Origin of the sequence: Flavobacterium ranwuense, from assembly GCF_004349315.1 — a bacterium.
Taxonomy (GTDB): Bacteria; Bacteroidota; Bacteroidia; order Flavobacteriales; family Flavobacteriaceae; genus Flavobacterium; species Flavobacterium ranwuense.
The window spans coordinates 919,234-932,376 of sequence record NZ_SMLH01000001.1 but is presented as its reverse complement, the minus strand read 5'-3'; the positions used below and the strand labels follow the sequence as shown (position 1 = coordinate 932,376).

Sequence of the window (13,143 nt, the reverse complement as noted above, 5' to 3'; positions counted from 1 at the left end):
TAATTTTTTAAATTCACTAAAAAGAGATATTTATTTTACAAATGTAGCATTTTTAACGTATTATGCCACATTAACACCTTTTTTTAGTTCAATGACTGTTATTTCTGGCATGATTCCTACTCTGCCCGGATAGGCATGAAAACCAAAACCTCTATTGACATAAACGTATCTTCCTACGTTTTCATATAAACCAGCCCATTGTTTGTAAACATACTGTGCCAAACTCCATTTGAAATATCCTGGAATTTCGATTCCAAACTGCATTCCGTGTGTATGACCCGAAAGCGTGAGGTGATAATGTTTATCATCATGTTGCACTACATGCTCCCAATGCGAAGGATCATGACTCATCAAAATCTTAAAATCTTCCTTCTTTAACTGCCCTGAAGCTTTATTTAAATCTCCGGCCTGCTTGAAGTTATGACCCCAGTTTTCGACACCAACCAATGCAATTTGAGCACCTCCTTTTTCAATAAAAGTATGTTCGTTTAGCATTAATTTAAAACCAATTTGTCCATATAAATCTTTAATGGCTTTGAAATTATCTTCTTTGGCCGCCACTGATGGCCAAGTTATATATTCGCCATAATCGTGATTCCCTAAAACCGAATATTTTCCATATTCATGTTTTTTAATTCTATTAAAGGTTTCTATCCAAGGATGCATTTCTTTAGCATCCGTATTGACAATATCACCGGTAAACAAAATCATGTCTGAATTTTGTTCGTTGACTAAATCAATTGCATAATTAATTTTCTCCGGATTATCAAAACTTCCGCTGTGAACATCTGATATTTGAGTGATCGTAAAACCATCAAAAGCATCGGGTAAATCAGGAAAAAAAATGCGTTGCTTAATTACTTTATAATTGTATTTTCCTATGGTCACACCATAAATTAAAGATAAAAAAGGAACTGCTGCTAGGCCCAATCCTATTTGACTGACAAACTTCCTTCTTGAATTCAAAAAATCTGCATTTTTATCATAATTGACAAAATGGTTAACAGCTCCAACACCTAATCTAAAGATGTCTTCTCCCATTAATATCAATGTCAAAATTAATTTTGGAACATAAACAATAAGCAGCAACCCCATGATAACCATCAGTTGCTTGGTTTGCCCTGAGTTTCGGTCAAACTGCATCAAAGAATAGACAATATAGACTAAAACTACCAGGCTTATAAGCTGAATTGAAAACAAAACTGGCCTTGATTTTATTAAAGTTTTTAATACCTGAAAGGTATAAAGCTCAATAATAAGAAGGATTAAGCACAAGAATACGATACGAAAGATCATTTTAAAAAAATTTTAAACAAAATAACAAAACAATTCATCAAAATGGCTTCTTATTAATTAAAAATTAACGGTTGATTAAATTTAAAAAAAGCACCTATTCTTTGAAATACAAAAAAAAACCGCATTATTTAATATAAAAAATAATCCGGTTTTTAATAAATTATAAATTGATGTTTTTTATTTTATAGAAAGATTAAAAGAATAAGTATCTAATTTTGTTGTAGTTCCAGTTGATATCCTTTTTAAATGCAATTCTATGGACTCATCTTTATTTAAAAATACATTCCCTGAAATTGGAAACGATTGGGTGAAACCACTATTTGTATCGATAAAAGTTTCTGTTTCCGGCAAAGGAGTCACAGTTGTACCATTAGCACCAATTTTAGCAAAATAGAAAACATAATTTGTATTTGATCCTAAATTCGCTGGCGCTACTTGAAATGATACCGAAGTAATTACTTGAAAAGATCTTGGCTTTTTCCCTGTATACTTCAAACGTCCACTTACTGTAGATGCTGCTCTAAAAAGATTAGCATTATTTGTTACATTCGTTCCGACTTTATAGCCTGTATTTATTGTTGTAGCAGTTGTAGTCGTTGCGCTTAAATTGTTATTATCATAAATATTTCCAGCAGCTGAAGCATCAATTTCAGTTGGAATTCCAGGACAACGTACACTCCAATTATTATTAAAATTATATCCTGCATAACCACCAACTGTATATGCTTTTACATACACACCTGCACCCGAAAGCGCTCCTGTAAAAACGACGGATTCCATAACTGCATCTCCTGTAATAATAGGATTTAAAGACACGTCAAAACCAACACTGGTTCCCGTAACTTCACTAAAACCTCCTTGTTTAGTAACTAAAGAAAATGTACCAACTAACTTTTCATACGTTCCTGAATTAGCGAGAGGTGCACTTCCCCCAAACCAACCCGCATTACTAATCAATAACCTATTTACATCTTCATAAATAATTCCATTAGTATTACCAAAATATTGAACGATACTTACAAACACTAAATCAAAATTTTTGACAAGACCAACATTTGCAGAATTGGCTACAATGCAATCTCTAAAAACCAAACTTGATGTTCCGTTTCCCGTAAGATTAAAAACATTCCCTCCAGAAACTAAAGTTAATACCCTAATCGATCCACCAGTTGTACCTGTAAAAAGATCTCCACTAGCTTTAACTAATTTATCCTCCCCAGAATCTAAACCAACGACATAAGCATTATTCAATTCAATAGGTAAGTCTACGACTACTTGACCGTTAATTTCGTATAAAGTTCCTGTGTCCAAAAGATACTTAGTATTACCTCCTGCGGCCTTCTCAGCAGCTAAAACTGTCGCTAGAACATCAGTAGATTTTATACGTTTAAACTTCAATCTACCATTAGCTTCGCTACTCAGTCTATTCCATAATGCTGTAGTTATATTGTAATGATAAAAAGATTTTAAATCCGTATCGTACACTATTAACCCATCGGTTGGAGAGACAATCGCAGTTCTTTGTACAGTTGTCATTCTGGGTGTCAACATTCCTTGGGTTGTTGATGAAACATCCAATACTGAACTTGCATGGGGTGTGATAGTTCCTATGCCTACTTGAGCAAACACATTTGTAGTTATTATCATGAAAAATAACAGACAGGCATGTAATACCTTTTTTGAAAAATAATTTTTTTTCATAATATAACGAATTAAAGATTAAATATAAAGAACCTCTCCCGGCTCAAAACTTCATATGTAAATTTACACAAAATATCGTTTAAATACTTAAATAATCGTTTAAAGGCGTTTTTTTAATTAAAATATATTTATATTCTTATAATTTAATATTTTACAATACTCGTTAATTAAAAGATTAATACCTATTTTCTTTCAAATCATTATTGGTGATTTTTCTCCAAATAAAGAATTGATTACTAAAATTTTTAAACGAATTCTTCAGAAAACCAAAAAAAAAGAACACTTGTATGAATCATAAGAAATATTTCAATCCTTCACTCCTTTATCTGGCAAGTTTTGTACTTTTGAAAACTTTACAAAATCACAATCATGTCACAACAAAAACGCCTTTTCCTTCTTGATGCCTACGCCTTAATCTTTCGAGGCTATTATGCTTTCATAAAAAATCCAAGAATCAACTCTAAAGGGATGGACACATCGGCCATTATGGGATTTATGAATTCCTTAATGGATGTAATTAAAAGAGAAAAACCAGACCATTTAGCCGTTGCCTTTGATAATGGCGGAAGTCAATTGAGAAATGATATATTTCCAGAATACAAAGCCCATCGTGATGCCACTCCCGAAGCTATTAAAATTGCAATACCTTATATCCAAGATTTACTGAAAGCCATGCATATTCCTATTATCGAAGTAAAAGGGTATGAAGCAGATGATTTAATTGGAACAATTGCTAAACAAGCCGAAAAACAGAACTATAAAGTCTTTATGGTGACTCCAGACAAGGATTTTGCGCAACTCGTTTCTGAAAATATATTCATGTACAAACCTGCCCGAATGGGTAATGGAATAGAAATCTGGGGGATTCCAGAGGTATTGGCCAAATTCGAAATCGAACGACCAGACCAAGTGATTGACTTTCTTGGAATGATGGGTGATGCTGCCGATAACATTCCGGGATTACCCGGTGTAGGAGAAGTAACAGCTAAGAAACTTTTGAAAGAATTTGGAACCATGGAAAATCTTTTAGCGAATACTGACAAGCTTAAAGGAAAAATGAAAGAGAATATTGAAGCCAATAAGGAAAAAGGGTTATTATCTAAAACATTAGCAACTATAATACTAGATTGTCCTGTTGTTTTTGACGAAACCGATTATGAATTAACGACTCCTGATATCGAAAAAACAGATGCGCTTTTCAACGAATTGGAATTCCGAAGAATGGCAGAACAATTTGATGCCATATTTAAAAAAGGGGTTACTGCAACTGCCAACAACAATCCCGTTGACGAAGCCAAATTATACAAAAAACCACAACCGAAAAACGAAGAACAGTTCGACCTTTTTGGAAGTACCATACCGGATGAATCGTCAGAAGAGACACGTCATCAATATTATAATTCACTAGAAAACACGGAACATTCTTATCAAATAATTCAAGGTGATTTAGGACTAAGATTGCTATTGCAAAATTTACAAAACCAAGCTTCTGTTTGTTTTGATACTGAAACAACAGGTTTGGACGCTTTGCATGCTGAATTAGTTGGAATCTCATTTTCGTATGAAAAAGGAAAAGGATTCTATGTTCCGTTTCCAGAAAATCAAGAAGAGGCGCAAACATTAGTTGAAAAATTCATTCCTTTTTTCGAAAATGAAAGCATTGAAAAAATTGGACAGAATTTAAAATATGATTTAAAGATTCTTTCTAATTACAATGTTACCGTGAAAGGAAAGTTATTCGATACCATGATAGCGCATTATCTGATCAATCCGGATATGCGTCATAATATGGATATTTTATCAGAAACGTATTTAAAATATGCGCCTCAATCCATTGAAACTTTAATTGGTAAAAAAGGGAAAAACCAGAAATCAATGCGTGATGTTGCATTGGAAGAAATAAAAGAATATGCTGTTGAGGATGCCGATGTCACTTTGCAACTCAAGGAAATATTCACATTGGAATTAGACAAAACTGGAACCAAGAAACTTTTTGAAGAAATCGAAATTCCATTGGTAAAAGTATTGGCCGACATGGAAAAAGAAGGAATCCGCGTAGATGTGGATTTCTTGAAATCACTGTCGAAAACATTGGATGACGATATTAAAATATTAGAAGCAAACATTTATGAAACTGCGGGCGAGAAATTTAATCTGGCTTCCCCGAAACAACTGGGTGATGTTTTATTTGACAAATTGAAAATTGGCGGAGCCAAACAAAAGAAGACCAAAACCGGACAATATGCAACCGGAGAGGAAATATTGAGTTATCTAGCTTCCGAAAATCCAATAGTGAAAGACATACTCGACTGGCGCCAATTGGTAAAACTACAAAATACGTATGTTGAAGCATTACCCAACCAAGTAGATAAAATTACAAACCGCATTCACACGGATTACATGCAAACCGTTGCCGCAACGGGTCGTTTGAGTTCGAATAATCCGAACTTACAGAACATCCCTATTCGTACCGAACGCGGCCGACAAATCAGAAAAGCATTTGTAGCCCGAGATGAAAACTATACTTTGGTTTCTGCCGATTATTCTCAAATAGAATTGCGTGTAATTGCAGCATTAAGTGGTGAAGAAAACATGATTAAGGCATTCCAAAATCACGAAGACATTCACAAATCTACGGCTTCAAAAGTATTTAATGTTCCGTTGGAAGAAGTGACTCGTGAACAACGAAGTCATGCCAAAACAGTAAATTTTGGGATTATTTACGGAGTTTCGGCTTTTGGACTGAGCAATCAAACCTCTTTATCCAGAAGTGAAAGTGCCGCTTTGATTGAAGCGTATTACAAAACATATCCAAGATTAAAATCCTATATTCAGGAACAAATTGATTTTGCAAGAGACAATGGTTATGTGCAAACAATCCTTGGACGGCGACGTTATTTGAAAGATATTAATTCGCAAAATGCAATTGTTCGTGGTGGCGCAGAACGAAATGCGGTAAACGCACCAATTCAAGGAAGCGCTGCCGATATCATCAAAATTGCAATGATTAACATTCATGAAAAACTAACGTCTGAAAACTGGAAAAGTAAAATGTTGTTACAGGTTCATGATGAGCTTGTGTTTGACGTGCACAATTCGGAACTCGAAAAAATTAAACCGATGATAAAACACGAGATGGAGCATGCTTTCAAGTTAGATGTTCCTTTGGATGTTGATTTAGGAGCAGGAAAAGATTGGCTGGAAGCGCATTAGAATTATCTTCCATTATACTCATAAAAAAATCTCTAATCATTTAAAACGGTTAGAGATTTTTTTTAGACTTATTATAGAAAACTACAATTTCCTTGTTGATTCTCTTTCTTTCAGTTTTGTTTTGATCACCACCGTCTCATAAGGAATGTGCTCTTCTTTGGATTCTAATCTTGCGATAAGCAATTTAGCAGCAACTTCGCCTATTTCTATTCCGTGCTGACTTACTGTAGTTAAACTTGGAGATAACCTTCTAGAAGCTAAAATTCCATCAGCAAAACCAATGATAGAGATTTCTTCTGGAACTTTATACCCTTTTTTAAGAGCAATACGCAATGCGGCCACCGAATCATTTTCCTCCAAAGCAAAAACTCCATCTATTGGATTGTTATCAAAAATACTTTCAATTTTATCCTTTAAATTTTTTTCAGAATCCGTTCTAAGAATTATATTAGTATTTACTGGAATATTATTATTTTCCAATGCCTTAAGATACCCTTCAGCTCTTAATTTACCAACACTTAAATTATCTACCGAAGAAAATAAAGCGATGTTCTTGCATCCTACATTTATTAAATGTTGCGTAGAATTTAAAGCCGAATCAAAATCATCGACTACAACTTTATCACACTCCACCCCATCGGCAATTCTATCAAACATTACTATAGGTGTACCATCATTAATAATTTCCTTAAAATGATTGTATTCATGATTTTTTTGCGCTTCTTCAGAAACGGAAACAATAAATCCATCAATAGTCCCATTACTTAGCATTTCAAGTGTATGTGCTTCTTTTTCTAATGATTCATTTGAGATACACATAATAACATTATATCCTTTTTCATCCGCTATTTTTTCTATACCGCTAAATACTTTAGCAAAAAAAGAATTCAAAATATTGGGAATAATTACACCAATGGTTTTTGTCTTTCTATTTTTAAGGTTCAGACCAATTACATTGGGTTTATAATTTTTAAGTTTAGCATATTCTTTAATTTTAACCTTTGTCTGATCGCTAATCTCCGGGCTATCGTTCAGCGCTTTCGAAACTGTAGAGACAGAAACATTCAGTTCTTTTGCGATTTGTTTTAATGTAGCTTTAGCTTTCATAAATTTAAAATATTAACGGGTAGACTATATGGCAATTATACAAACTATTTCAATAATTTTATAATAACATTCACTAAAATTAAAGTACCTTTAAAAGATAATTAATTGAAAATCAGCAATTAAAATTTTATTTTTATTATTATTTTTGTGATAAATTTTATCAATCGCAAATATACATATTAAATCATTAATCAGAAAACATACAACTATTAACCTTTTGAATGTTTAAATTATGAAAAATGCAGTTTCGATTCAAGAAGTCAAACCAAAAACCACTCCTTCCCTGCCCGAAAATTTCAGGAATTAAGTTTTTTTTACATAATTAACAAAAAAAATTAAAAATCTAAAACCGAACCCCTAAAAATCTCGTTTATACCTAGTATACTTATAATTAATAACCTTTAAAGAAATTAAATTATGAAAAATGTAGTTTCGATTCAAGAAGTAAATCCATCTTTCACAAATAGAAGGAACTTTCTGAAAATTAGTGGGCTCACACTTGTGGGCACAAGTTTGTTATTAGCAGGTTGTAATAATGACGATTACGAGAACAATCCAGCAAATCAGTTTCCCGGAGTAAGGAATGGGGTTTTTGATTTAGGTGGTGGCGATTTTGGTGTCTTAACCTATGCGTACGCACTAGAACAATTAGAAGCCGATTTTTACACTAAAGTGGTAAACTCTTCTGGATTCACAACGAATTTCACAGCGCAAGATCAGGCAGTCCTTACTGATTTGTATCGTCATGAAGTAATTCACAGAGAATTTTTCAAGACAGCCTTAACAGGTGCTTTACCAGACCCAAACACTCAATTGTTACCTACCTTAGCTTTTGACTATGGAACCTTAAATTTCAGCAACCGTACGCAAGTTTTAGCTACTGCAAAAGCGCTGGAAGACACAGGAGTAGCTGCTTATAACGGCGCCGGGAAATTAATAAAAAGTCCTGATTACCTACTACTAGCAGGAAAAATAGTTTCTGTTGAAGCGAGACATGCATCGGCTATCAGAAGCCTAATCAATCCAAATTCAAAAGATTTTGCCGGCGATGATGTGGTAAATGGTACAACAGGCTTAGATGTAGCAAGTAATCCATCCCAAATACTTCCTGTAGCTGGTGGATTTATCACAACAAATTTTACTGCTCAGTATTTACCATAAACTTTTAAATCTAGAAATTATGAACATATTAAAATTTATAGAGTCTCTTGCAGATGAAAGTGTAATGCAAAGTAAGGGCTCCAGAAGAGAAAGTTTAGGTCAATTCAGTCAATTGGGAAAAAATTTAGCTTTGGCAGCAATTCCATTCGGATTAGCATCAGTATCAACTTCTGCCTATGCAGCAGATATTCCACCAACACCAAGTACACCAATCGGTGCTTTACAGCTTGCCTTGACTCTGGAATATCTTGAAAAAGAATTTTATCAAATGGCTTTAGATTCCGGTGTAATTCCGCTACTTGAAAATGCAGGACGGGATAGAAAAGTTTTTGAACAGATTTCCAAACACGAAAACAGCCATGTTACTTTTCTAATTGCAGGATTAGGCGGAACAGCAAGTGCAAACTTCGTGCCTAAACCCACATTTGATTTTACCGTTGGCGGTGCCTTTAGTCCGTTTACAAATTACCCAACCTTTCTTGCCTTGGCGCAAGCCTTTGAAGACACCGGGGTACGAGCCTATAAAGGACAGGCCGGAAATTTAATTTCGACTCCTGATTTACTTACAGCTGCATTACAGATTCACTCTGTTGAAGCCCGACATGCCTCAGAAGTAAGAAGATTAAGAGGATTAAAAGGCTGGATTTCCGGAAACCAAAGAGGTGCAGGAATGCCAGCAGCAACACAAGCCGTATATGATGGCGAAGAAGTTACACTGCAAGCTGGCTATAATACTGCTACATTATTTGGAGCAGATGCAGGTTCAGAATCTTATGACGAACCTCTAACCACAGCTCAAGCAGTAGCAATAGCAAATATATTTATTGTATAAAATTGAATGCACTTAATAACAAAACCATTTGAATTCTAAAATTCAGATGGTTTTTTTGTGTACGACTTTATTTATCACCCTATTAATGAAAATTAATCCCCTGTTTCTATCCAAAAATCAATCTATAGATATTTCGTTAAAATTATCTTTTACAGGTATTTGTATTTAAAATAATTAATTGTACTTTTGCAACCCCTTTATTGGGGATGGAATGTTTAATTAAAAATATATTATGGACGCATTAAGCTACAAGACACAATCAGCAAGCAAAGCCACCGTTACAAAAGAGTGGATTGTTGTAGATGCTGATGGTCACAACTTAGGTCGTCTTGCTTCAAAAGTCGCTATGATTTTGAGAGGCAAGTACAAGCCAAGTTACACACCACACGTGGACTGCGGTGATAACGTAATCGTTATCAACTCAGAAAAAATTAACCTTACAGGTAACAAGATGAAAGAGAAAACTTACATCCGTCACACTGGTTACCCTGGAGGGCAAAGAACTTTAACTGCCGAAGTATTGCAATCAAAAAATCCTGCATTACTAGTAGAAAAAGCGATAAAAGGGATGTTGCCAAAAAACAAAATTGGCGCTGAACTTTTTAGAAATTTAAATGTTGTTGTAGGGTCAGAGCACAAACAAGGCGCTCAAAAACCTAGAACAGTTAACCTTAACGATCTTAAATAATGGGAGTTATTCACAAAATCGGTAGAAGAAAAACCGCTGTTGCACGTGTTTATGTTTCAGAAGGAACAGGAGTAATCACTGTAAACAAAAAAGCATTCGAAACGTACTTCCCAACTGCAACTTTACAGTACAAAGTATTACAACCTATGTCTATGACAGAGAATGTAAGCAACTTTGACGTAAAAGTTAACGTTTACGGTGGTGGTTCAACTGGTCAAGCAGAAGCTGTAAGAATGGCATTGGCACGCGTTATGTGTGAAGTAAATGCGGAAAACAGAGCTATCTTGAAACCAGAAGGTTTATTAACAAGAGATCCAAGAATGGTTGAACGTAAGAAATTCGGTCAGAAGAAAGCTCGTAAGAGATTCCAATTCTCTAAACGTTAATATTACCTGTCTTGTTCAAATGGGACAAGACATCGTTCATTTATTATTGAATTTAAAAAACAAAGTTGTTGTTGCTCTCCTACCGAGGTAGGAAATAGTTTAGCATCTAAATGTATAAAGCCGGGAAACCGCCATTTATTCATTGCTAATCAACAGAACGTAAACTAGAACAAAAATGGCAAACAAAGTAGAAGTAAAAGAATTACTAGAAGCAGGTGTTCACTTCGGACACATGACTAGAAAATGGGATCCAAATATGGCTCCTTACATTTATATGGAGCGTAATGGTATTCACATTATCAATCTATATAAAACTGCAGCAAAAATTGAAGAAGCTAATGAAGCTTTGAAAAAAATCGCTGCATCAGGTAGAAAAATATTATTTGTTGCTACCAAAAAACAAGCAAAAGACATCGTTGCTGAAAAAGCAAAAGCTGCAAACATGCCTTACATCACTGAAAGATGGCCTGGTGGAATGCTAACTAACTTCGTAACTATCCGTAAAGCTGTTAAAAAAATGGCTACTATTGATAAAATGAAGAAAGATGGTACATTCATGACTCTTTCTAAAAAAGAGCGTTTGCAAGTAGATCGTCTTCGTGCTAAATTAGAGAAAAATTTAGGTTCAATCGCTGACATGTCTAGACTACCAGCTGCATTGTTCGTAGTTGATATCAAAGCGGAACATATCGCAATAAAAGAAGCTCAAAAATTAAACATTCCAGTTTTTGCAATGGTTGATACAAATTCTGATCCTCGTGAAGTAGAATATGTAATTCCTGCAAATGATGATGCTTCTAAATCAATTGATAAAATTTTATCTTTAGTTACAGCTGCAATTGTTGAAGGACTTTCTGATAGAGGTTCTGACAAAGAAGGTGAAGCTACTGCTGAAGTTGTTGCTCCTGCTACCACTGAAGTTGTTGCTCCTGCTGCTGAAGCTGTAGAAGTAGCTCCTGCTGTAGAAGCTGCTGCTCCAACTGCAACTGAAGAATAAAACATAAACATTTAATAATTGAAAGATTAAAAGATTAAAAGATTCGTGAATTTACAATTTACGAAAGCTATTTTTTAATCCTTTAATCTTTCTATTTTTTAATCTTTAAATTAAAAAAACATGGCAACAATTACTGCTGCAGACGTAAATAAATTAAGAACAATCACTGGTGCAGGTATGATGGACTGCAAAAAAGCCTTGGTTGAAGCAGACGGAGATTTTGATTTAGCTATCGAAAACTTACGTAAAAAAGGACAAAAAGTAGCTGCTAACCGTTCAGATAGAGAATCTACTGAAGGCGCTGCAATTGCTGTTGTAAATGCTGACAAAACTGCTGGAGTTGTTATCACATTGAACTGTGAGACTGACTTCGTAGGGATGAATGAAAATTTTGTAAAAATGGCTACTGAAATGGCTAATTTAGCATTGAATTTCAATACTAAAGAAGATTTCTTAGCAGCTGATTTCAACGGAATTACTGTTGCTGATAAATTAATCGAGCAAACAGGAGTTATCGGTGAAAAATTAGAAATCAGAACTTTCGAAAAATTAGAAGGTGCTTTCATCGGATCTTACATCCACTCTGGAAACAAAATCGCTACTTTAGTTGCGCTATCTGCAAATGTTGAAGGTGCTGATGAAGTTTCAAGAAACGTATCTATGCAAGCTGCAGCTATGGCTCCAATTGCATTAAACGAAGAAGGTGTTGATGCAGAAACTATCGCTAAAGAAATCGAGATTGCTAAAGACATCCTACGTCAAGAAGGAAAAGCTGAAGCAATGTTAGACAATATCGCTAAAGGTAAATTAGCTCGTTTCTTTAAAGACAACACTTTAGTAAACCAAGACTACATCAAAGACAACAAATTAAGCGTTGCCAATTATGTAAAATCTTTAGATAAAGACCTTATCGTTACAGGTTTCAAAAGAGCTGCTTTAGGATAATCATTCTAAAATAATTTCTGAATTCAAAATTTATTTTAAATTCTGATTACAAATATAAAATCTCATTCACTCGAATGGGATTTTTTTTTAATCAACTACTGTCTGTTTTATAAAACATAAATTTCAAAATAAAATACTAAATTTGAGTACTAATTATCATTTATGTTTAAAACCAAAAAAGAGCTCGTATTTGTTATACTCGCAGGCATCTTCATTACCAATGCTGTAACTGCCGAATTAATTGGTGGAAAACTGATACAAATAGGTCCGTTTGTAATGAGCATCGGAATTTTGCCCTGGCCAATTGTTTTCCTGACAACCGATTTAATCAATGAATACTTTGGAGAAAAAGGAGTAAAAAAACTATCTTTAATTACTGCTGGCTTAATAGCTTACGCTTTTATACTTTTATTCTTAGCCATAAGCATCCCCGCTGCAAAAGGAATAAGTCCGGTAAATGACGACCAATTCTTTGCAGTTTTTGGCCAAAGTATGTGGATTATTGTCGGAAGTATCATTGCCTTCTTAATCTCCCAATTGATTGATGTAACTATTTTTTGGTATTTCAAAAACCGAACAGGAAATAAAAAAATATGGCTCAGAACAACGGGTTCCACTATAATTTCTCAATTATTCGATTCCTTTATTGTACTTGGAATTGCTTTTTGGTTGCCCGGAAAAATTAACTTTGATACTTTTATAACTTCCGCTTTGACGGGTTATACATTCAAATTAGGAATAGCCATTTTATTGACCCCCCTGATTTACTTGGGACACTACATTATAAAAAAATATTTATCAGAAGAAACAGAATAAA

Annotated in this window: 11 protein-coding genes; 8 read left to right on the top strand and 3 right to left on the bottom strand. The window is 34.3% G+C overall.

Translation table 11 applies throughout. The features are described from left to right. Positions 1 to 60: 60 nt before the first annotated feature. Positions 61 to 1,296 carry a metallophosphoesterase gene (locus E0I61_RS04070; protein ID WP_131990296.1) on the bottom strand — a complete coding sequence of 412 codons (1,236 nt, stop codon included), beginning with the start codon at positions 1,294 to 1,296 and terminating at the stop codon, positions 61 to 63. 177 nt (positions 1,297 to 1,473) lie between these two features. Further along, entirely contained in the window at positions 1,474 to 2,997 is a 1,524-nt protein-coding gene (locus E0I61_RS04065; protein WP_132069563.1) for a hypothetical protein, read from the bottom strand. Positions 2,998 to 3,366: 369 nt separating this feature from the next. On the opposite strand from E0I61_RS04065, the gene polA reads away from it, so the two are divergent. Then, a complete protein-coding gene (gene polA, locus E0I61_RS04060) occupies positions 3,367 to 6,210 on the top strand; it encodes a DNA polymerase I (RefSeq protein WP_132069561.1) in 2,844 nt (947 codons plus the stop codon). Positions 6,211 to 6,291: 81 nt separating this feature from the next. Here polA and E0I61_RS04055 read toward each other — a convergent pair whose 3' ends face one another. Next, positions 6,292 to 7,317 carry a LacI family DNA-binding transcriptional regulator gene (locus E0I61_RS04055; RefSeq protein WP_131990299.1) on the bottom strand — a complete coding sequence of 342 codons (1,026 nt, stop codon included), beginning with the start codon at positions 7,315 to 7,317 and terminating at the stop codon, positions 6,292 to 6,294. Between the two features lie 417 nt (positions 7,318 to 7,734). On the opposite strand from E0I61_RS04055, the gene E0I61_RS04050 reads away from it, so the two are divergent. The 7 genes from E0I61_RS04050 (at position 7,735) to E0I61_RS04020 (ending at position 13,142) form a co-directional block, all read left to right on the top strand. Beyond that, on the top strand, positions 7,735 to 8,478 hold the full coding sequence (locus tag E0I61_RS04050) for a ferritin-like domain-containing protein (RefSeq protein WP_131990300.1): 744 nt from the start codon (positions 7,735 to 7,737) through the stop codon (positions 8,476 to 8,478). Positions 8,479 to 8,497: 19 nt separating this feature from the next. Then, positions 8,498 to 9,310 carry a ferritin-like domain-containing protein gene (locus E0I61_RS04045; protein WP_131990301.1) on the top strand — a complete coding sequence of 271 codons (813 nt, stop codon included), beginning with the start codon at positions 8,498 to 8,500 and terminating at the stop codon, positions 9,308 to 9,310. 232 nt (positions 9,311 to 9,542) lie between these two features. Continuing rightward, a complete protein-coding gene (gene rplM / locus E0I61_RS04040; protein WP_131990302.1) occupies positions 9,543 to 9,998 on the top strand; it encodes a 50S ribosomal protein L13 in 456 nt (151 codons plus the stop codon). Then, on the top strand, positions 9,998 to 10,384 hold the full coding sequence (gene rpsI, locus E0I61_RS04035) for a 30S ribosomal protein S9 (RefSeq protein WP_066080508.1): 387 nt from the start codon (positions 9,998 to 10,000) through the stop codon (positions 10,382 to 10,384). Before rplM ends, rpsI begins: the two co-directional genes overlap by 1 nt. A 175-nt stretch (positions 10,385 to 10,559) precedes the next feature. After that, on the top strand, positions 10,560 to 11,381 hold the full coding sequence (rpsB, locus tag E0I61_RS04030; protein WP_131990303.1) for a 30S ribosomal protein S2: 822 nt from the start codon (positions 10,560 to 10,562) through the stop codon (positions 11,379 to 11,381). Between the two features lie 120 nt (positions 11,382 to 11,501). After that, positions 11,502 to 12,326 carry a translation elongation factor Ts gene (tsf, locus tag E0I61_RS04025; protein WP_131990304.1) on the top strand — a complete coding sequence of 275 codons (825 nt, stop codon included), beginning with the start codon at positions 11,502 to 11,504 and terminating at the stop codon, positions 12,324 to 12,326. A 162-nt stretch (positions 12,327 to 12,488) separates the two neighbouring features. After that, a complete protein-coding gene (locus E0I61_RS04020) occupies positions 12,489 to 13,142 on the top strand; it encodes a queuosine precursor transporter (protein WP_131990305.1) in 654 nt (217 codons plus the stop codon). Position 13,143: the final 1 nt, after the last annotated feature.